The sequence below is a fragment of the Mycobacterium gordonae genome, from assembly GCF_001417955.2.
Taxonomy (GTDB): Bacteria; Actinomycetota; Actinomycetes; order Mycobacteriales; family Mycobacteriaceae; genus Mycobacterium; species Mycobacterium gordonae_B.
On the sequence record NZ_LKTM01000235.1, the window covers coordinates 37,824 to 58,506 of the forward strand.

Here is a 20,683-nt window from a genome sequence, read left to right on the forward strand (position 1 = left end):
TTCGCCGTACGCAATACAGCCGCAATTAAGCAGGCTCACACAAGCGAAGTAACCTGACGACTGTGAAGCTGCTGGGCCGCAACAAGGGTCATGACGAGGGTGACGACGCTCCGGCCACGCCGGAGCCGAGTTCCGTGGCGGCCGAGACGGCGGCCCGTGGGGCGCGGACCGGCCCCAAGGGCCGTCCCACGCCCAAGCGCAGCGAGGCTCGCGGCAGGAAGGGGCCGGTTGCGCCGGCGCCGATGACAGCATCGGAGGCGCGGGCCCGGCGCAAGTCGATGGCCAAAGCGAAGCTCAGCCGCGAGGAACGCCGCGCCGATCGCACGGCCAGCCGCGCCCGGATGTCGGAGCGCCGGGAACGGATGATGGCCGGCGAGGAGGGATACCTGCTGCCGCGCGATCAGGGGCCGGTCCGCCGTTACGTCCGCGACGTGGTGGACGCCCGACGCAATGTGCTCGGCCTGTTCATGCCCTCGGCCCTGGCGTTGCTCGCCTTCATGTTCGCGTTGCCTCAGCTGCAGTTCTACATGTCCCCGATCATGCTGGCGCTGATGGCGCTGATGACCATCGACGGGATCATCCTGGGTCGCAAGGTGGGCCGGCTGGTGGACGCGAAGTTCCCGAAGAACACCGAAAGCCATTGGAAGCTGGGCATTTACGCCGCTGGACGCGCCTCCCAGATGCGCCGGATGCGCGCTCCCCGGCCTCAGGTCGAGCGTGGCGCCCATGTCGAATGACCCGTTGATCTGACGTGCGCACGCTGGTACTCGGCGGCATCAGGTCGGGCAAGTCCCGGTGGGCGGAGGACGCAATCGCAACCGCGCTGGCACCAGATCAGCCGGTCCGTTACCTGGCCGCCGGCCCGCTGGACCGGGCCGACCCGGACTGGATGGCGCGGATCGCCAAGCACCGCGACCGTCGTCCCGGGCACTGGACGACGGAGGAAACCGGTGATGTGACCCGCGTTCTGCAGCAGCCGCCCGCCGTACCGACCCTGGTCGACGACCTGGGCACCTGGCTGACCGGGGCGCTGGATCGAAATCACGGCTGGGACGGCGGCTCGGTAGACGAACCGGTGTCGCAGCTGCTGGGCGCGGTGCGCGCGTTCGAGTCGACGCTGATGCTGGTCAGCCCGGAGGTGGGGCTGACCGTGGTGCCGGCCACCGCAGCCGGACGCCGGTTCGCCGACGAGCTCGGCAGTCTCAACCAGCGGGTGGCGGCACTGTGCGAGCAGGTGGTACTGGTGGTCGCCGGGCAACCCCTGACGATCAAGGCACCGGCGTGACCGGGTTCGCGCCGGTGCCGGCGCCCGACGCGGACGCCGGGGCCGCGGCCCGTGCCCGGCAGGACACCCTGACCAAGCCTCGCGGCGCGCTGGGCCGGCTGGAGGAGCTGTCGGTGTGGGTCGCGGCCTGCCAAGGGCAGTGCCCGCCGCGCCAGTTCGACCGGGCACGGGTGGTGGTCTTCGCGGGTGATCACGGTGTGGCCAGGTCCGGGGTCTCGGCGTACCCACCGGAGGTGACCGCCCAGATGGTCGCCAACATCACCGCCGGCGGAGCTGCGATCAATGCGCTGGCTGACGTCGCCGGTGTGACGGTGCGGGTGGCCGACCTGGCCGTGGACTGCGACGACCAGGCAGATTCGGTGAGCGACAAGATCCGTCGCGGCAGCGGCGACATCGCGGTCGAGGACGCGCTGTCCGACGAGGAGACGGCGAGGGCTATCGCCGCCGGTCAGCAGATCGCCGACGAGGAGGTCGACGCCGGCGCCGACCTGCTCATCGCCGGGGACATGGGCATCGGCAACACCACCCCGGCCGCGGTCCTGGTGGCCGCGCTGACGAACACCGAACCGGTCGCGGTGATCGGCTTCGGGACCGGGATCGACGACGCCGCGTGGTCGCGCAAAACCGCTGTGGTCCGCGATGCGCTGTACCGGGCGCAGCCGCTCGCCGGTGACCCGGTGGCGCTGCTGCGCTGCTGCGGCGGCGCGGACTTCGCGGCGATGGCCGGCTTCTGCGCGCAGGCCGCCGTCCGGCGTACGCCGGTGCTGCTGGACGGCATGGCGGTGACGGCCGCCGCGCTGGTCGCCGAACGGCTGGCGCCGGGCGCGCGGCAGTGGTGGCAGGCCGGCCACCGGTCCACCGAGCCCGGCCACTCACTGGCGCTGGCGGCGCTGGAATTGGAGCCGATAGTGGACCTGCGCATGCGGTTGGGCGAGGGCACCGGCGCCGTGGTGGCATTGCCGGTGCTGCGGGCCGCGGTGGCCACCTTGTCCTCGATGTCGACGTTCACCGAGGCCGGAGTGTCGGGCGCGATCACCCCGCCGGACCCCGCCACCTCGTGATCCGGTCACTGGCAACAGCTTTCGCCTTCGGCACGGTGCTGCCGGTCCCCCACTCGCAGACCGGCCCGATGGGTCGCGGCGCCCTGACCGCGCTACCGGTGGTCGGCGCCGCGCTCGGCGTGCTGGCGGCCGCCGTGACGTGGGGCGCCGCGGCGGCGTTCGGTCACTCCAGCCTGCTGCCGGGACTGCTCGCCGTGGCGGCCCTGCTGCTGGCCACCCGCGGCCTGCACATTGACGGTGTCGCGGACACGGCCGACGGGCTGGGTTGCTACGGACCGCCGCAGCGGGCGCTGGCGGTGATGCGCGACGGTTCGTCGGGCCCGTTCGGGGTCGCGGCCGTCGTCCTGGTGATCGCCCTGCAGGGCACCGCGTTCACGGCGCTGAGCCCGCCGGCGATTGCGCTGGCGGTTTTCGCCGGCCGGGTCAGCGCGGTGCTGGCCGGCCGGCGCTCGGTCCCGGCGGCCGACGGCAGCACGCTCGGCGTCCAGGTCGCGGGTTCCCAGCCGGCGTCGGCGGTGGTGGCGTGGCTGGCCGTGCTGCTCGCCGTCTCGGTGCCGGCCGGCCCGCGGCCCTGGCAGGGACCGGTCGCCGTGGCGGTGGCGGTGTGCTGCGGTGCGGTGCTGGTACGGCATTGTGTGCGCCGGTTCGGCGGCATCACCGGCGATGTGCTGGGTGCCGCCATCGAGCTGACGACGACGGTGTGCGCGGTGACATTGGCCGGGTTGGTGCGCCTCTGACGGCGGGGCCGCTCGCGCCGAGCGTGAAGCCAGCTTCACGCTCGTGCGCCAGCGTGAAGCCAGCTTCACGCTGGCGCGGTACTGGCTACTAGCGACTACCCGAGCCGCGACATCCAGCCGTGCGTGTCGGCGAATGTGCCCCGCTGTATCCCGGTCAACGTGTCGCGCAGCGCCATGGTCACCTCGCCGGATTCACCGTCGGCGATGGTGAACTCACCGTCGCCGTACTTCACCCGTGAGACGGGGGTGATGACGGCGGCGGTGCCACAGGCGAACACCTCGGTGATCTCACCGGAGGCGGCCTTCTTCTCCCACTCCTCGATATCGATCTTGCGTTCCTCGACCGCGAAACCGGCGTCGATCGCCAACTGCAACAACGAGTCCCGGGTGATCCCGGGAAGCAGCGAACCGGACAGCTCGGGGGTGACCAGGCGCGCCGAGCCGCCGCTGCCGAGCACGAAGAACAGGTTCATCCCGCCCATCTCTTCGACGAAGCGGCGTTCCACGCCGTCCAGCCACACCACCTGGTCGCAACCGTGCTCGGTGGCTTCAGCCTGGGCGAGCAGCGAGGCGGCGTAGTTTCCGCCGAATTTGGCGGCTCCGGTGCCGCCCGGGCTGGCCCGCACGTACTCGGTGGACACCCAGACCGTGACGGGACTGATGCCGCCCTTGAAATACGCTCCGGCCGGCGATGCGATCAACAGGTAGCGGTACTCCTTGGCGGGCCGCACGCCCAGGCCGGGCTCGGTGGCAATCATGAAGGGCCGCAAGTAAAGTGCCTCTTCGCCGCCGGCCCTGGGCACCCACTGGTTGTCGACGGCGATGAGCTGGCGCAACGACTCGAGAAACAGGTCGTCCGGGAGCTCCGGCATCGCCAGCCGCCGCGCCGACGACCGCATCCGGGCCGCGTTGGCGTCGGCCCGGAACGCGACCACGGAACCGTCGGCCCACCGGTATGCCTTGAGCCCCTCGAACACTTCCTGCGCGTAGTGCAACACGATAGCCGACGGGTCCAGCTCGATCGGGCCGTATTCGAGGACGCGCGCGTTGTGCCAGCCCTCACCCTCGACGTAATCGATCGAGACCATGTGGTCGGTGTGGTACTTGCCGAAACCGGGGTCCGCCAGGATCGCTACCCGCTCGGCCTCGGTGGCGGGGTGCGCCGCGCGCGAAACCGTGAACTCGAGAGGGCCGCTGGTCATGGGGCTGATTCTATAACCTTGCGCGAACGGGTTTTTGCCACGCGCATGGGCGGCTAACGCGTTTTCAGTTCGACAAACGGCGGACGTACCACTTCGCACTGCACCGCGCGGCCACGGACATCGACAGTGATTTGCTGGCCGTCCTGCACCCCGGCGTCGGAGTCGATTAGTGCCAGCGCAATGCCCAGTTGCAGGGTCGGCGAAAAGGTGCCCGACGTGGTGGTACCCACCGGCTTGTCGCCGTCTAGCACCGTCAGCCCCGCCCGCAGCACCCCGCGGCCGGTGGTCCGCAGTCCGCGCAGCAGCCGTCGCGGGCCGGCTTCCTTCTCGGCCAGCAGCGCATCGCGGCCGAAGAACGCGTCCTTCTTCCAGCCGATGGCCCAACCGCAGCGGGCCTGCAGCGGTGAGATGTCCAGCGACAGCTCGTGTCCGTGCAGCGGGTAACCCATTTCGGTGCGCAGGGTGTCGCGCGCGCCCAGACCCGCGGGCTGCCCGCCGGCCTCGGAGACCGCCGCCACCAGCGCGTCGAACACGACGCCCGCCGAATCCCAGGACGGCAGCAGTTCGTAGCCGTGCTCGCCGGTGTAACCGGTGCGGCAGACCCGCACTGGCACACCCGAATACGTCGCGTCCGCGTAGCCCATGTAGTCCATCTCGGTCGGCAACCCGAGTGCGGCGAGCACCTCGGTGGAGCGCGGTCCCTGGACGGCCAGCACGGCATAGTCGCGGTGCAGGTCGGTGATGGTCAGACCAGCCGGGGCGGCTGCCTGCAGCGCCGCTACCACCGCGGCGGTGTTGGCGGCGTTGGGCACCAGGAAGATCTCGTCGTCGCCGACGTAGTAGGCGATGAGATCGTCGATGACGCCGCCGGATTCGGTGCAGCACAACGTGTACTGCGCCTTGCCCGGGCCGATACGGCGCAGGTCGTTGGTGAGCGCGGAGTTCACGAACTCCGCCGCACCCGGACCGCGCACCAGGGCCTTGCCCAGGTGGCTCACGTCGAACAGGCCGACGGCGTTGCGGGTGGCGTTGTGTTCTCCGACGGTTCCGGCGTACGACACCGGCATCAGCCAGCCGCCGAACTCGGCGAAACTCGCACCCAGTTCGCGGTGGCGGTCTTCCAGTGGACCCTTGAGCAACTCCGGAGCATCGGTCACGGCGTCCCACCCTAATGCTCGTCGCGGCTGGCACACTTGGGCAGGTGTTCGATTGGGATGCGATGGAGGCCGCCGGAATCGCCAACCCGCGCGAGCGCGCCGACCTGATCAAGTACCTGGACGACCTCGGCTTCACCCTCGACCAGATGGCGGAGGCCGAGCGGCGAGGCCGGCTGTTCGGACTGGCCGGGGACGTTCTGCAATGGTCGGGCGCCCCGATCTACACGGTGGCGGCCGCGGCCGAGCAACTCGGGCTGACCGCCGAGCAGGTCGCCCATGCCTGGGGGCTGCTAGGCCTGACCTTCGCCGGTCCCGACGTTCCGGCCTTCAGCCAGGCCGATGTCGACGCCCTGGCGACCTGGGTGGCGCTGAAGGCGGTGGTCGGCGAGGAGGGCGCGTTGGGTTTGTTGCGGGTCCTTGGCGCCGCGATGGCCCGGCTGGCCGAGGCCGAGTCGACGCTGATCCGGGCCGGCACGCCCGATATCCAGATGACCCACACCCACGACGAGTTCGCCACGGCGCAGGCCTATCGCTCGGTCGCCGAGTTCGTCCCGCGGATCGGGGCGCTGATCGACATCGTGCACCGTCACCACCTGAGCAGCGCGCGCACCCACTTCGAGGGCGTCATCCGCGACACATCGTCGAGTGTGGTGTGCGGCATCGGTTTTGCCGACCTGTCGGGTTTCACCGCGCTCACCCAGGCGCTGAACCCCGCCCAGTTGTCGGAGTTGCTCAACGAGTTCGCCGGAGCGGTTTCGGACGTGGTCCATGCCGACGGCGGCCGGGTGGTGAAGTTCATCGGTGACGAGGTGATGTGGGTCAGCGCGGCCCCCGGGCAATTGGCCCAGGCAGCCGTCGATCTCGTCGAGCATCCGCAAGCGCGGGAGGAGGGACTGCAGGTCCGCGCCGGCCTTGCCTACGGCACCGTCCTGGCGATCAACGGCGACTACTTCGGCAACGCGGTCAATCTGGCCGCACGCCTGGTTTCAGCCGCGGCGCCGGGTCAGATCCTGATGGATGAGACGCTGCACGAGCAGCTGCCGACCTGGCCCGCAAAACCGCACGGCCCGTTGGTGTTGAAGGGTTTTGACGAGCCGGTGCCGGCGTTCGAGTTGCGCGCCGGCGGCGCCGCTGAGGACGCCGGCCTGTCCGGGCTGCGCTGCGGTCGTTAGCCAGATCGTCGTCCGACTAGGGTTATTCGTCGTGACCACCACTTCTTCGGGCTACCAGGCTCCCACCGTCAATGTCGCGACCTCGCTGCCCAAACGCGGTGTGGGTTCCTCGGTCCTGCTGGTACCGGTCGTGTCGAGCGGCGACAAGGACGCACCGGGCGCCACCGTCGCCGCCGGTACCGTGCCGCTGCCCGCCGAGGCCGTGACCGAAATCGAGGCCGGCCTGCAGGCATTGGGCGCCACCGGCGCGACCGAGCAGGTGCACCGGCTGGTGGTGTCGTCGCTGCCGGTGGCCAGCGTGCTGACCATCGGCCTGGGCAAGCAGCGCGACGAATGGGCGAGTGACTCGATCCGCAAGGCGGCCGGGGTCGCAGCGCGGTCGCTCGGCACCGCCGAGGCCGTGATCACCACACTGGCCGACCTGCCTGGCGAGGGCACCTGCGAGGCCGCGGTCGAAGGCCTCATCCTGGGCAGCTACCGGTTCAGCGCCTTCCGCAGCGCCAAGACCGCTCCCAAGGACGCCGGGCTCCGCAAGCTCACCGTGCTGTCGACCGCCCGTGATGCCAAGAAGCAGAGCGCGCACGGGACGGCGGTAGCGACTGCGGTGGCCACCGCGCGCGATTTCGTCAACACCCCGCCGAGTCATCTTTTCCCGGCCGAATTCGCGACGCGCGCAAAGGCTTTGGGAGAATCGGTCGGCCTCGAAGTGGAGGTGCTCGACGACAAGGCGCTGAAGAAGGCGGGCTTCGGCGGGGTGATCGGGGTGGGCCAGGGGTCCTCGCGGCCGCCGCGGCTGGTGCGGTTGATCCACCGGGGGTCGCGGCTGGCCAAGAACCCGAAGCGGGCGAAGAAGGTCGCCCTGGTCGGCAAGGGCGTCACCTTCGACACGGGCGGAATCTCGATCAAGCCGGCCGCGTCGATGCACCACATGACCTCGGACATGGGTGGGGCGGCCGCCGTGATCGCGACGGTGACGCTGGCCGCCCAGCTGCAGTTGCCGATCGATGTGATCGCCACGGTGCCGATGGCCGAGAACATGCCGTCCGGGACGGCGCAGCGGCCCGGCGACGTGCTGACCCAGTACGGCGGCATCACCGTCGAGGTGCAGAACACCGACGCCGAGGGCCGGCTCATCCTGGCCGACGCCATCGTGCGGGCGTGTGAGGACAATCCGGATTACCTGATCGAGACGTCCACCCTCACCGGCGCGCAGACGGTGGCGCTGGGTGCGCGCATCCCGGGGGTGATGGGTAGCGAGGAGTTCCGCGATCGCGTCGCCGCGATCTCGCAGCGGGTGGGCGAGAACGGCTGGCCGATGCCGCTACCCGACGAGCTCAAGGACGACCTGAAGTCAACGGTGGCCGACCTGTCCAATATCAGCGGTCAGCGGTTCGCCGGCATGTTGGTGGCCGGGGTGTTCCTGCGCGAGTTCGTCGACGAGTCGGTGCAGTGGGCACACATCGACGTCGCCGGCCCGGCCTACAACACCGGCAGCCCGTGGGGATGCACGCCCAAAGGCGCCACCGGCGTACCCACCCGCACCATGTTCGCGGTGCTCGAAGACATCGTCAGCAACGGGTAGCCGCCCACCAGCCCATGGGGCCCGGCGCCGATCACCACCGCTTCGACCGCGTCCCGTGGCTAGCTGACCTGGCTGGGATTGAGTCGTTCCGCCAGGGCCCCGAGGCGCCATAGGCACTCACGATTGCGGGGATAGACCGCCGCCAGCGCCATCTGGTCGGGCAGCAGGCGGGCCGGCCCGGTGACCGGCACCTCGATCATCTCGATCCGGCACCCGTCCGGAATATCACTGAGCCGCAGCGTTATTCGTGCGGCCCCGAACAACCCGACCCGGGCTTTCAACACCAGTTCCGCACCTGGTGTGCAGCTTTCAACCTCCGTCTTGTCGTTAATGACCAGGGGCCACACCCCGACCGAGTGCTTGATGGCCGACCCGGGTTCCGGCCAGTTCGAGTCGACGGCCCGGGTCCGGCTGTTTCCGACCACCCACTGCGTGTACGTCCAGCCGTTGGCCATGACGTCCCACACCGCCTGGCGGGATGCCGACACGTCTCGGACGGTGGTCAATTCCTTCGTCAAACTCATGACAAGTCCTTCCGCGTTGGAATCATCAACGCGGAGTACCCCGGGCGCCGGAAAGTACCGCTACGGGTCCTGGCAAACATTGCAGCGTTTAGCTCGAAACCGTCGCGGCTACTACAGCACCAGCAAGGTCCTCCTCGGGAAAGGCCGAAAAGTGACTGTACGACGGTTAATCATCGCGGTGAGTGCCGTGCTCTTGGTAGCCGGCGTGATTGGGTTGCTGGTGCCCGTCCAGGTGTCCAACAGCAACGGCGGAACGGTGTCTTGCGGCAACGGGCTGGCCACGGATCTCTCCGGAGCCCGGGCCGCCAATGACCGCAATGGCGCCAACATCCCGATCCTCAACCAGATCATTCCGCACACCGACTTCGTGGCTCAGTGTGAGTCCGCGGTGTCGAGCCGGCGGATGTGGACGGTCCCGCTGACGGTGATCGGCATCGTCGGCGTCGCCGGGGCGCTGCTGGTACGGCGCACCCGGGGCGCGCCGGTCGACGTTTAGATCACCTTCATCCGTGCCGTGCTGCGCAGTGCCTGGGGCAGCACCCGCGACACCCCGTAGAGCGCGTAGGCCTCGAAGGTGACCGGCCGGATCGGCTTGTTCTTCTTGACCGCGGACACGATCGCGTTGGCGACCTTGTCCGGCCCGTAGCTGCGCAGGTCGAACATCTTGTCCAGCTGTCCGCGCCGGCCGTCGACGACTTCGTCGTCCTTGCCGCCGGCCACGAACTGGGTGGTGGCAATGATGTTGGTGTCGATGACGCCGGGGCAGATCGTGGTCAGGCCGACGTCGGCGGCGTCGAGTTCGGCCCGCAGGCAGTCGGAGAACATGAACGTCGCCGCCTTGGACGTGCAGTAAGCGCTCAGCGACTGCAGCGGGGCGTAGGCCGCCATCGACGACACGTTGACGATGTGTCCGCCGGTGCCGCGCTCGACCAGGCGCTTGCCGAACGCCCGGCAACCGTTGACGACCCCGCCGAGGTTGACGTCGAGCACCCGGTCGAACTGCTCGGGCGGGGTGTCGAGAAATCCGCCCGCCTGGCCGATGCCGGCGTTGTTGACGACGATGTCGGGCAGGCCGTGCTCGGCGCAGACCCGCTCGGCGAACGACTCGACGGCGTCGGCGTCGGAGACGTCGAGCACGTAGGCGTGGGCGGTGCCGCCAAAGGCGGTTATCTGGGCGGCGGTCTCCTTGACGGTGGCCTCGTCGGTGTCACTGATCACCAGCTCAGCGCCCTCGCGCGAGAACGCGATCGCGGTTTCGCGGCCGATGCCGCTGCCCGCCCCGGTCACCGATACCAGCGTGTCGCCGAAGTAGCCCCGGGGACGGCCTACCTGCGCCCGCAGCATCGCCCGGCTCGGCTGTTTGCCCTCGATCACATCGGCGAAGTCGTGCACGGCGGCGGCCATCACCTGTGGGTGCGACATCGGTGAGAAATGACCGGCCCGGATGTCGCGCCGCCACAGCCGTGGTACCCAGCGGCCGGTCTCGTCGTACCCGTGCGGCCGGACGTACTTGTCCCTGGTGTTGACGACGAGCTGCACCGGCGTGTCGATGACGCGCACGCCCTGCCGGCGGAACTTCCCGGAAAACGAGCGCCAGTAGTTGGCGGGGTAGGTCTTCACCGACGTGGCCGCGTCGCTGGGCAACTTCTCGGAATGGTGAATCTGCTCGACGGGGATGTTGTCGACGATGCTGCGCCGCACCGCCGAACTCGACAGCGCCAACCGCAGCAACAGCGGCGCCAGCAACGGGATCGAAAAGAAAGCCATGTAGGTCAACCGAAGCACCTGGCTGATCGCCTGGGCCAGTTTCCGGACCCGCCACGGCTGGCGCAGCGCACCGAAGATGAACCCGACCAGCTGGTCCTGGGCCGGGCCGGACACCGAGGTGAACGACGCGACCCGGTCTGCGGCGCCGGGCCGGCTCAGGTACTCCCAGACCGCCACCGAGCCCCAGTCGTGGGCCAGCACGTGAACCGGCTGTCCGGGGCTCAGCTCGCCGATGACGGCTGCGAAGTCGTCGGCCATCCGGGCGGTGCTGTACGCGGACACCGGCTTGGGCGCCGAGGACAGCCCGACGCCGCGGTTGTCGAACCGCAGCACCCGGAACCGCTGTGCCAGCAACGGCACCACGCCGTCCCACAGCACATGGGAGTCCGGCCAGCCGTGCATCAGCACGACGGTCGGTCCTTCGCGGTTGCCCTCCTCGTAGACGGCGATCCGGACACCGTCCGCGCTGTCGACGAACTGCTGGGGTGCATGTTGTGTTGCCGGCATCAAACCTCCGCCACCTGCGACTTGTCGTCGGGAACCAGTGGCCACACCGTAGCAAGCGCAACCGTCACGACACGCAACCGAAGTCGCCGCGCCCTGAATGTGGGTGGCCGGTGGCAGAGTGAAAGGATAGGTTTTGACCTCGACATGGGTTGCCCACCCGGTTCCTTACGGTGTGGTAAGCCAGAGGTCGACCTGCGCCGATCCGACGACCGTTCGAGGAGTCAACTCAGATGGCCTTCTCCGTCCAGATGCCGGCACTTGGTGAGAGCGTCACCGAGGGAACGGTGACCCGCTGGCTCAAGCAGGAAGGCGACACGGTCGAAGTCGACGAGCCACTCGTCGAGGTCTCAACCGACAAGGTGGACACCGAGATCCCGTCGCCGGCCGCGGGCGTGCTCACCAAGATCATCGCCCAGGAAGACGACACCGTAGAGGTCGGCGGCGATCTGGCCGTCATCGGCGATCCCGGCGACGACTCGGACGACAGCTCGGATGACGATAAGGGCCAAGACGAAGCCCAGGACTCCTCGGACCCCGCCCAGCAGGAAGCCCAGGAGGAGCCCTCCGAAGCCGAGGAGCCGGCGCAGGAGGAACCCGAGCCCGAACCCAAGCAGGAGAAGTCCAGCGGCGGAGACGGCGGCGACGCGACCCCGGTGCTGATGCCGGAGTTGGGCGAGTCGGTGACCGAAGGCACCGTGACGCGGTGGCTCAAGAAGGTCGGCGACTCCGTCCAGGTTGACGAGCCGCTGGTGGAGGTGTCCACCGACAAGGTGGACACCGAGATCCCCTCACCCGTGGCGGGTGTGCTGGTCAGCATCACGGCCGAAGAAGATGACGTGGTTCAGGTGGGCGGGGAACTGGCCAAGGTCGGCAGTTCCGATTCCGGCGGGTCCTCCACTTCCAAGCCGAAGGCTCAACCCAGCGAGGAGAAGGCGGAGGCCGAGCCCGAGCCCAAGAAAGAGCCCGAGCCGGAACCCGAGCCCGAGCCCGAGCCCGAGCCCGAGCCTGAGGCCAAGAAGGAACCCGAGCCCGAGCCCACGCCCGAGCCCAAGGAAGAACCCAAGCCCGAGCCGAAGAAGGCTGAGCCACAACCGGAACCCGACGCGGCGTCGGACGGCGGCCCGTACGTGACGCCGCTGGTCCGCAAGCTGGCCGCCGAACACAGCGTCGACCTGTCCGAGGTGAGCGGCACCGGCGTCGGCGGCCGAATCCGCAAGCAGGACGTCCTGGCTTTTGCTGAAAAGGAAGCTGAGAAGAAGCAGCAACCGAAGGAGGAGGCAAAGCCGGCCGACCAGCCCTCGGCTCCCGCGGCCAAGCCCGCGGCCGCGGCTGCTCCGGCCCCGTCACTGGCACATCTGCGCGGAACCAAGCAGAAGGCGAACCGGATCCGCCAGATCACCGCCAAGAAAACGCGCGAATCGCTGCAGCTGACGGCGCAGCTCACCCAGACCCATGAGGTCGACATGACCAAGATCGTGGCGCTGCGCAACCGCGCCAAGGCCGCGTTCGCCGAGCGTGAGGGGGTGAACCTGACCTTCCTGCCGTTCATCGCGCGGGCGGCCATCGACGCCCTCAAGATCCACCCGAACGTCAACGCCAGCTATGACGAGGAAACCAAGGAGATCACCTACTACGACGCCGAGCACCTCGGGTTCGCCGTCGACACCGAGCAGGGCCTGCTCTCCCCCGTCATCCACAACGCCGGCGACTTGTCCCTGGCCGGACTGGCGCGCGCGATCGCCGACATCGCCGCCCGGGCACGGTCGGGCAACCTGAAACCCGACGAGTTGTCGGGCGGAACCTTCACCATCACCAACATCGGCAGCCAGGGCGCGCTGTTCGACACCCCGATCCTGGTGCCGCCGCAGGCCGCCATGCTGGGAACGGGTGCCATCGTCAAACGTCCCCGAGTCATCGTCGACGAATTCGGCAACGAGTCCATCGGTGTCCGGTCGATCAGCTATTTGCCGCTGACCTATGACCACCGACTCATCGACGGCGCGGACGCCGGACGATTCGTGAGCACGATCAAGCACCGACTCGAAGAGGGAGCCTTCGAGGCCGACCTGGGGCTGTAAGGAGGACTCCCGAACCGTGGCCAAAGCGGTGATCGCGATTGCGGGTTCGTCTGGCTTGATCGGTTCGGCGCTGACTGCCGCGCTGCGCGCGGCCGACCACGAGGTGCTGCGCATCGTGCGTCGCGCCCCGGCGAATTCCGAAGAGCTGCACTGGAATCCGGAGAGCGGTGAATTCGACCCGGAGGCGCTGGCCGACGTCGACGTGGTGGTCAACCTGTGTGGCGTGAACGTCGGCCAGCGCCGGTGGTCGGGTGCGTTCAAACAGAGCCTGCGCGACAGCCGGCTGGCGCCGACGGAAGTGCTCGCGGCCGCCGTCGCCGACGCCGGTGTCGGCACACTCATCAACGCCAGCGCGGTGGGCTACTACGGCGACACCAGAGAGCGCGTGGTCGACGAAACCGACGCCGCCGGACGGGGCTTTCTGGCCCAGTTGTGTGTGGACTGGGAGGCCGCCACATTGCCGGCACAGTACGAAGGCGTTCGGGTGGTGCTGGCCCGCACCGGGTTGGTGCTGGCCCCCTCGGGCGGCGCGCTGCGGATGATGCGGCCGGTGTTCTCGGTGGGACTCGGCGCGCGACTGGGCAGCGGCCGTCAGTACATGTCCTGGATCAGTCTCGAAGACGAGGTCCGCGCGCTACTGTTCGCCATCTCCCACCCGACGTTGTCCGGACCGGTGAACCTGACCGGACCGGCACCGGTGACCAACGCGGAGTTCACCACCGCCTTCGGCCGCGCGGTCAACCGCCCGACGCCGATGGCCGTGCCGGGTTTCGCGGTGCGCGCGGCGCTCGGGGAATTCGCCGACGAGGGTCTGCTCACGGGTCAGCGCGCCATTCCGACGGCCCTGGAACAAGCGGGTTTTCAGTTCCACCACAACACAATTGGCGAGGCACTCGGGTACGCCACGGCCCGTCGTGAGCAGGATTGAATACCCTTACGGAACCCATTTCGCACCAGCGACTTCTGCGGTATCTTGCTTCCGGCGCTTATGAGCGGGTGCCACGAACCAAGTGAGACCAATGGAGACCAGTGACTGCCTCGGTTTTTCATGACGTGAAAAAGGAGGGGCCGCTGTATGCACTCTTCCTCAACTGCACCCTGAAGAAGGGGCCGGAGGTTTCCAACACCGAGGCACTGTGCAATCTGCTCATCGAACGACTGCGAGCCCACGAACCCGACATCGAAACCGAGATCGTCCGCGTCGTCGATTACGACGTCAAACCCGGCATCGGCAACGACGAAGGTGACGGCGACGAATGGCCGGTCATCCTGGAAAAAGTCAAGCGCTGCAACATCATCGTGCCTGCCATGCCGATCTGGATGGGGGTGCGGTCCTCGGTGATGCAGCGGGTGATCGAGCGATTGGACGGCACCACCAAGACGGTGATGTGCGAGCGCACCGGCCAGTTTCCGCTCTACGGAACGGTGGCCGGGTGTGTGGTCACCGGCAATGAGGACGGCAGCCACGACTGCGTCGCCAACACCTTCGCAAACCTGCTGCACTTCGGGGTGACGGTGCCGCCCAATACCGATCTGTACTGGGTCGGGGATGCCGGGCCGGGAGCCAGCTATATCGAGGCCGGCGGCGAACTGTCGCCATATGTGCGGCGCAACGCCGAACTGACCGCGCTCAATTTGCTCTTCGGCGCGAAACTGCTGCGGGACAATCCGTACCCGATCAACATCGCACGGCACAACGCAATCATGATGCAGCGCAACGAAGTCAAGGCGGCCGCGATGAACCTTGCCATCAGCTATATGCGCGACAACATGCCAGATTGATCGACAATGTTGAAAACTTTGTGAGTTGACAAGAAAGGTCGGTGTGATGGAACTGGCCGAGTTGGTCGCGGGTCTCGGAGTCGCCGATGTGGTCGACGCGATGACGATGACGCATGCGCACCGCTCCCACATCATCGATCTCGACAGCCCCGATCCCAGCCGGACACTCGTCGGCCCGGCGGTGACGATCTCCTATCTGCCGGTGCGCAAGGACCTGATGGATCCCGAAAAGCACAGCCTCGGGCCGGCTATCTACCGCGCCGTCGAAAAACATGACCCCAGGGGCGCGGTGCTGGTGATGGCCTCCAACGGCTACCCCCACACGTCGCTGGGCGGCGGCACCAAGCTGAGCCGGGTGGAAAACCTGGGCATGGCAGGCATTCTCGCCGATGGCAAGCTGCGCGACTACGAAGAGCTGAACACCTACCGGTTCGCCACCTACAGCCGCGGCGAAACGGTGCGCGCGGGCGGCAACGAGGTCCAGCCCTACCTGGCCGACGTCCCGATCGCCGTCGGCGGCGTCACCGTCGTACCCGGCGATGTCATCTTTGCAAAAGGGTCTACCGCCGTGGTGATTCCGGGTGCTGAGGCCGAAGCCATCCTGACCAAGGCGCGCAACATCATGCACAAGATGGACGCCGCCAAGGAAAGCCTCAAGAACGAAGACCCCGAGACCGTCCTCCGTCAGGGCAGTGGCGAGTTGTGAGGACGCCGGCGGTCAGCTCAAGCGGCCGCCGCCTTCGAATCAGCTTCCCGCCACGGCCATTTCCCGGTCATTTCCACGGTCAGCGAGAGGCTGAGGAAGGTCCGGATGGCCACCACCCCGGCCAGTGCGGCGACGTGCTGCGTGTTGGGCGTGACGACGATCGTCTTGACGATGTCGCCGGCCACCAGAAATTCCAGTCCGATCAGAATCGCGCGTCCCAGGTTGTTGCGCAGATCGCGATAGGCCTGGGCTGCGTCCCGCGCCACATGTACGAGGAACAGCGAACAGGCGATGAGGCAGCCGACCACGATCACCGAAACACCTGCGACATCGATGGCCGAGCCGACGTGGTCCACGATCTGCAGCAGATTCATGGCAGGCAGATTAGCGGCTGGCGGAACCGTCGGACCGGTGCTTCGCGTAACGTCGCTGACGTGACGGGTTCAATCCGGTCCAGCCCCGCAACGATCGACATACGGCAGCTCGGCACCATCGACTACCAGGACGCCTGGCAGCTGCAGCGCGAGCTGGCCGACGCCCGGGTCGCGGGCGGATCCGACACCCTGCTGCTGCTCGAGCATCCCGCCGTCTACACCGCCGGCCGCCGCACCGAACCGCATGAACGGCCGCTGGACGGAACTCCCGTCGTCGACACCGATCGCGGCGGCAAGATCACCTGGCACGGCCCCGGGCAGCTGGTGGGCTATCCCGTCATCGGGCTGGCCGAGCCCCTCGACGTCGTCAACTACGTGCGGCGGCTCGAGGAGGCGCTGATCAAAGTGTGCGGCGATCTGGGCCTGGAAACCGCGCGGGTGGACGGACGCTCCGGGGTCTGGGTCCCGGGCCGGCCGGCCCGCAAGGTCGCCGCGATCGGAGTGCGGGTGGCTCGCTCGACGACGTTGCACGGGTTCGCCCTCAACTGCGACTGCGACCTGGCGTCATTCACCGCGATCGTGCCGTGCGGCATCACCGACGCCGGAGTCACGTCGCTGTCCGCCGAACTCGGCCGCCGTGTCGCGGTGGACGACGTGCGTGCCGCCGTCGCCGATGCCGTGTGCGACGCCCTGGACGGGTTGCTGCCGGTACGGGATCACTTGGCCGGCCGCGTAGCATCGAATACGTGACTGTCGCTCCTCAGGGTCGGAAACTGTTGCGCCTCGAGGTGCGCAACGCCCAGACTCCGATCGAGCGCAAGCCGCCCTGGATCAAGACGCGGGCCCGGATGGGACCGGAGTACACCGAACTCAAGAGTCTGGTCCGGCGCGAGGGTTTGCACACCGTCTGCGAAGAGGCCGGCTGCCCCAACATCTTCGAATGCTGGGAGGACCGGGAGGCCACCTTCCTGATCGGCGGCGACCAGTGCACCCGGCGCTGCGATTTCTGCCAGATCGACACCGGCAAGCCCGCCGAGCTCGACCGCGACGAGCCGCGCCGGGTGGCCGAGAGCGTGCAGACGATGGGCCTGCGCTACGCCACGGTGACCGGCGTCGCCCGCGATGACCTGCCCGATGGCGGCGCCTGGCTGTACGCCGAGACGGTGCGGGCCATCAAGGAACTCAACCCGTCCACCGGCGTCGAGCTGTTGGTTCCGGACTTCAACGGCGAGCCCGACCGCCTCGACGAGGTCTTCGAGTCCCGTCCGGAAGTATTGGCGCACAACGTCGAAACGGTGCCTCGCATCTTCAAGCGGATCCGCCCGGCGTTCACCTACCGGCGCAGCCTCGATGTGCTCACCGCAGCGCGTGAATTCGGCCTGGTCACCAAGAGCAACCTCATCCTCGGTCTGGGCGAGACGCCCGAGGAAGTGCGCACCGCGCTGGCCGACCTGCACGCCGCCGGCTGCGACATCGTCACCATCACCCAGTACCTGCGGCCGACAGCGCGTCATCATCCGGTCGAACGGTGGGTGACCCCGGATGAGTTCGTCGAGTTCGCCGGGTTCGCCGAAGGGTTGGGCTTCGCCGGGGTGCTGGCCGGGCCGCTGGTTCGCTCTTCCTACCGGGCCGGTCGGCTCTACGAGCAGGCCCGCACGGCGCGAACCTCGGCGCCCGGATAACCCGCGCATACGTATCCTTAGTGACTATGGCGAAATCCCGAACTGCTGCGGAAAACAAGGCCGCCAAGGCCGAGGCGGCGGCCGCCCGCAAGGCTGCTTCCAAACAACGCCGCGCTCAGCTGTGGCAGGCGTTCAACATGCAGCGCAAGCAGGACAAGCGCCTGCTGCCCTACATGATCGGCGCGTTCGTGCTGATCGTGGCGGTCAGCGTGGCGGTCGGGGTGTGGGCCGGCGGGCTGACCATGATCATGATGATCCCGATCGGTCTGCTGCTGGGCGCACTGGTGGCGTTCATCATTTTCGGCCGCCGGGCCCAGCGCAGCGTCTTCCAGCAGGCCGAGGGCCAGACCGGAGCCGCCGCGTGGGTGCTGGACAATTTGCGGGGCAAGTGGCGGGTGACCCCCGGGGTGGCCGCGACCGGACACTTCGATGCGGTGCACCGGGTGATCGGCCGGCCCGGCGTCATCCTGGTCGGCGAGGGTTCGGCGACCCGCGTCAAACCGCTGCTCGCACAGGAAAAGAAGCGCACGGCGCGAGTGGTCGGTGAAGTGCCGATCTACGACATCATCGTCGGCAACGGCGAGGGCGAGGTCGCGCTGGCCAAGCTGGAGCGCCATTTGAATCGCCTGCCGGCCAATATCACCGTCAAGCAGATGGACACGCTGGAATCGCGACTGGCCGCCCTCGGTTCGCGAGCCGGGGCCGCCATGATGCCCAAAGGCCCGCTGCCCAATTCCGGCAAGATGCGCGGTGTCCAGCGGACCGTACGCCGCCGTTAATAAGCGCCCGCATCGCGACAACAGCCCGGCAATTCGGGTAATTTGAATTCAACAGGCTGCGCCTGGCGGAATTACGACGGCGCGGTTCGGTATCTGCACCGGTGTCAATACCGCTCAGGCGTCCTACGCGCGCTGCCAGCATGTTCCCGCGCGGTCCGTTAATGATCGCTTTGTAAAGCCGATTTACAAAAACTCTGTAAAATTGCAATATCTGCCTTTCTGTATAACCGCTTCACATTGACGCCGCTGTTAAAAGATTTTTTATAACGTTTTGATAAAGAAGTGTGAATCGCGTCATAATTCCCGTACGTTTGCGCCTGATATTTCGGGCATTTCGTAGCGACCCGTCGGTGAGCCGGGTCTCGACGGTGGGAGGACAGCAGTGTCGTTTGTGACGGTGTCGGTGGAGGCAGTTTCGGCGGCGGCCTCGAATCTGGCGGGGATCGGGTCGGCGGTCAGCGCCGCCAACAACGCGGCGGCGACCTCGACAACGGAGGTGCTCGCCGCAGGCGCCGACGAGGTGTCGGCCGCCGTCGCGGCGCTGTTCAACGGGCACGGCGAGATGTATCGCGCCGTCAGCGCCCAGGCGACCGCATTCCACGAGGAGTTCGTGCGGGTTTTGACCGCGGGCGGAAACGCCTACGGCACCGCAGATGCGGTGAACTCGACACTGCAGACGATCGAGCAGAACCTGCTCGGCGCCATCAACACCCCCACCCAGACCCTGCTGGGCCGCCCGCTGATCGGCAACGGCGCCAACGGGTTGCCCGGCACCGGCCAGAACGGCGGAGCCGGCGGCCTGCTGTTCGGCAACGGGGGTAATGGCGGATCCGGAGCGGCCGGCCAGAAGGGCGGCAGCGGCGGTGCCGCCGGCCTGTTCGGCAACGGTGGCGCCGGTGGCGCCGGCGGAACCGGCGCAAACGGCGGCGCCGGAGGTACTGGCGGGTGGCTGTACGGCAACGGCGGATCTGGCGGCATCGGCGGCCTCGGACTCGGCGGAGCCGGTGGAGCCGGCGGGGCCGGCGGTGACGGCGGCGCCTCAGCCCACGGCATCCTGGGCGCCAACGGTGACGGAGGCGCCGGCGGCAAAGGCGGCAACGCCGGGGCTCCCGGTGACGGCGGCGCCGGCGCAGCCGGCACTGCCACCTTCATCGACGGCGGGGCCGGCGGCAACGGCGGCAACCCCGGCACCGTCGGCGCGGCCGGCACCGGCGGCGCAGCCGGCATCGGCGGCACCGGCGGCACCAAAGGCACCGACGGCACCCCAGGAGCCGCGGTCACCACCGGCGGCAACGGCGCCGCCGGCGGCGCCGGGTTCAACGCCGTCACCCCCGGCGCCAACGGCGGCAAGGGCGGCGCCGGCGGTAACGGCGGCTCGGTCGGAAATGGCGGAGCAGGCGGCCAAGGCGGCAACGGCGCCGCCGGCGTGGCAGGCAAAAGCGGACAGGCAGGGCTCGATGGCACCGGTCAGGCCGGCGGCAACGGCGACATCGGTCAGTCGGGCGGCAACGGCGGGAGCGGCGGCAGCGGCGGCCAAGGCGGCTCGATATCCGGCAACGGCGGCAACGGCGGCAAGGGGGGCCTGGGGGCCCCCGGCGGCGCCGGCGGCAACGGCGGCAATGGCGGCAGCGGCATCAACGGCGGCATCGGCTCTGATGGCCTTGACGGCGGCAAGGGCGGCAGCGGAGGCAACGGCGGAGCCGGCGGCAACGGCGGCAAGGGCGGCAGCGGAGGCACGGCTGCGCACGGCAACACGGGAACCGATGGCGCCGGCGGGGCCGCCGCCAACGGCGGCGCCGGTGGGACGGCCGGCAGCGGCGGCGTCGGCGGGGCCGGCGGGGCCGGTGCCAACTCAACCGTCCTGGGCGGTCCCGGTCAGGATGGCGGGGCAGGTGGCAAGGGCGGCAATGGCGGTGACCCGGGCGCCGGCGGCGCCGGCGGCACGGGCGGTACCGGATCCACCATCGGTGCGAACGGCAGCGCCGGCTTCTCGCCCACCAGCGGCGGAAACGGCGGCAAGGGCGGTGCCGGCGGCACTGGCGGCACCGGCGGCAGCGGGTTCTTCCTAGGCAGCACGGGCAACCCGGGCGGCACCGGCGGGGCCGGCGGCGACGGCGGTATCGGCGGCAATGGCGGAAAGTACGGCAACGGCGGCGACGGCGGTATCGGCGGCAATGGCGGAAAGTACGGCAACGGCGGCGACGGCGGCAGCGCCGGCACCCCCGGCGACGGCGGAGCAGGTGCAGCCGGGAACGCCACGTACGTCGACGGCGGGGCCGGCGGTAACG

At 68.7% G+C, this 20,683-nt stretch carries 20 protein-coding genes; 15 read left to right on the top strand and 5 right to left on the bottom strand.

Annotated features, from left to right (window positions below; all coding sequences use genetic code 11):
* The first annotated feature begins 134 nt into the window (after positions 1-134).
* Genes AO501_RS17965 through AO501_RS17980 form a run of 4 tightly spaced genes read left to right on the top strand, consistent with a single transcriptional unit; the run spans position 135 to position 3,083 of the window.
* On the top strand, positions 135-737 hold the full coding sequence (locus AO501_RS17965; protein ID WP_231752530.1) for a DUF3043 domain-containing protein: 603 nt from the start codon (positions 135-137) through the stop codon (positions 735-737).
* 14 nt (positions 738-751) lie between these two features.
* Positions 752-1,285 carry a bifunctional adenosylcobinamide kinase/adenosylcobinamide-phosphate guanylyltransferase gene (locus AO501_RS17970; RefSeq protein ID WP_055579001.1) on the top strand — a complete coding sequence of 178 codons (534 nt, stop codon included), beginning with the start codon at positions 752-754 and terminating at the stop codon, positions 1,283-1,285.
* A complete protein-coding gene (cobT, locus tag AO501_RS17975; protein WP_055579002.1) occupies positions 1,282-2,346 on the top strand; it encodes a nicotinate-nucleotide--dimethylbenzimidazole phosphoribosyltransferase in 1,065 nt (354 codons plus the stop codon). The genes AO501_RS17970 and cobT overlap by 4 nt, the downstream gene beginning before the upstream one ends.
* Positions 2,343-3,083, top strand: coding sequence for an adenosylcobinamide-GDP ribazoletransferase (locus AO501_RS17980; RefSeq protein WP_055579003.1), 741 nt, complete (start codon positions 2,343-2,345; stop codon positions 3,081-3,083). Before cobT ends, AO501_RS17980 begins: the two co-directional genes overlap by 4 nt.
* A gap of 95 nt (positions 3,084-3,178) precedes the next feature.
* Here AO501_RS17980 and AO501_RS17985 read toward each other — a convergent pair whose 3' ends face one another.
* Both AO501_RS17985 and gcvT read right to left on the bottom strand, forming a co-directional pair.
* Entirely contained in the window at positions 3,179-4,285 is a 1,107-nt protein-coding gene (locus AO501_RS17985; protein ID WP_055579004.1) for a branched-chain amino acid aminotransferase, read from the bottom strand.
* Positions 4,286-4,338: 53 nt separating this feature from the next.
* The gene (gcvT, locus tag AO501_RS17990) at positions 4,339-5,442 is read right to left on the bottom strand and encodes a glycine cleavage system aminomethyltransferase GcvT (protein ID WP_055579005.1); all 1,104 of its coding nucleotides are present in this window, start codon (positions 5,440-5,442) and stop codon (positions 4,339-4,341) included.
* 14 nt (positions 5,443-5,456) lie between these two features.
* Between gcvT and AO501_RS17995 the strand changes: the two genes are divergently transcribed.
* The gene (locus AO501_RS17995; RefSeq protein ID WP_055579006.1) at positions 5,457-6,614 is read left to right on the top strand and encodes an adenylate/guanylate cyclase domain-containing protein; all 1,158 of its coding nucleotides are present in this window, start codon (positions 5,457-5,459) and stop codon (positions 6,612-6,614) included.
* Positions 6,615-6,645: 31 nt separating this feature from the next.
* Complete coding sequence (locus tag AO501_RS18000) at positions 6,646-8,196, top strand: leucyl aminopeptidase (protein WP_055579007.1); 1,551 nt, start codon at positions 6,646-6,648, stop codon at positions 8,194-8,196.
* Between the two features lie 59 nt (positions 8,197-8,255).
* Here the strand turns inward: AO501_RS18000 and AO501_RS18005 are convergent, their stop codons facing one another.
* Positions 8,256-8,720, bottom strand: coding sequence for an SRPBCC family protein (locus tag AO501_RS18005; RefSeq protein WP_055579008.1), 465 nt, complete (start codon positions 8,718-8,720; stop codon positions 8,256-8,258).
* Positions 8,721-8,871: 151 nt separating this feature from the next.
* On the opposite strand from AO501_RS18005, the gene AO501_RS18010 reads away from it, so the two are divergent.
* Entirely contained in the window at positions 8,872-9,216 is a 345-nt protein-coding gene (locus AO501_RS18010) for a hypothetical protein (protein WP_055579009.1), read from the top strand.
* Here AO501_RS18010 and AO501_RS18015 read toward each other — a convergent pair.
* Positions 9,213-10,994 (bottom strand): SDR family oxidoreductase, encoded by a 1,782-nt coding sequence (locus AO501_RS18015; protein ID WP_055579010.1) that lies wholly within the window; start codon positions 10,992-10,994, stop codon positions 9,213-9,215. The two genes, AO501_RS18010 and AO501_RS18015, sit on opposite strands and share 4 nt — an antisense overlap.
* Positions 10,995-11,224: 230 nt before the next feature.
* Here AO501_RS18015 and sucB point away from each other — a divergent pair, with 230 nt between their 5' ends.
* The 4 genes from sucB (at position 11,225) to AO501_RS18035 (ending at position 15,560) form a co-directional block, all read left to right on the top strand.
* Positions 11,225-13,072 carry a 2-oxoglutarate dehydrogenase, E2 component, dihydrolipoamide succinyltransferase gene (gene sucB, locus AO501_RS18020; protein WP_055579011.1) on the top strand — a complete coding sequence of 616 codons (1,848 nt, stop codon included), beginning with the start codon at positions 11,225-11,227 and terminating at the stop codon, positions 13,070-13,072.
* A gap of 16 nt (positions 13,073-13,088) precedes the next feature.
* Positions 13,089-14,000 (top strand): TIGR01777 family oxidoreductase, encoded by a 912-nt coding sequence (locus AO501_RS18025; protein WP_055579012.1) that lies wholly within the window; start codon positions 13,089-13,091, stop codon positions 13,998-14,000.
* A 101-nt stretch (positions 14,001-14,101) separates the two neighbouring features.
* Positions 14,102-14,854, top strand: coding sequence for a flavodoxin family protein (locus AO501_RS18030; protein ID WP_055579013.1), 753 nt, complete (start codon positions 14,102-14,104; stop codon positions 14,852-14,854).
* 25 nt (positions 14,855-14,879) lie between these two features.
* Positions 14,880-15,560 (top strand): RraA family protein, encoded by a 681-nt coding sequence (locus AO501_RS18035; protein ID WP_231752529.1) that lies wholly within the window; start codon positions 14,880-14,882, stop codon positions 15,558-15,560.
* A 17-nt stretch (positions 15,561-15,577) separates the two neighbouring features.
* On the opposite strand, the gene AO501_RS18040 is transcribed toward AO501_RS18035, so the two are convergent.
* Positions 15,578-15,934, bottom strand: a complete 357-nt coding sequence (locus AO501_RS18040; RefSeq protein WP_055579015.1) for a DUF1622 domain-containing protein — start codon at positions 15,932-15,934, stop codon at positions 15,578-15,580.
* 60 nt (positions 15,935-15,994) lie between these two features.
* Here AO501_RS18040 and lipB point away from each other — a divergent pair, with 60 nt between their 5' ends.
* The 4 genes from lipB to AO501_RS18060 form a co-directional block, all read left to right on the top strand.
* A complete protein-coding gene (lipB, locus tag AO501_RS18045) occupies positions 15,995-16,684 on the top strand; it encodes a lipoyl(octanoyl) transferase LipB (RefSeq protein ID WP_055579016.1) in 690 nt (229 codons plus the stop codon).
* On the top strand, positions 16,681-17,616 hold the full coding sequence (lipA, locus tag AO501_RS18050) for a lipoyl synthase (RefSeq protein ID WP_055579017.1): 936 nt from the start codon (positions 16,681-16,683) through the stop codon (positions 17,614-17,616). Before lipB ends, lipA begins: the two co-directional genes overlap by 4 nt.
* 26 nt (positions 17,617-17,642) lie before the next feature.
* Positions 17,643-18,395, top strand: coding sequence for a DUF4191 domain-containing protein (locus AO501_RS18055; protein ID WP_055579018.1), 753 nt, complete (start codon positions 17,643-17,645; stop codon positions 18,393-18,395).
* A gap of 382 nt (positions 18,396-18,777) precedes the next feature.
* On the top strand, positions 18,778-20,683 hold a 1,906-nt coding region (locus AO501_RS18060; RefSeq protein WP_156452649.1), incomplete at its 3' end, for a PE family protein.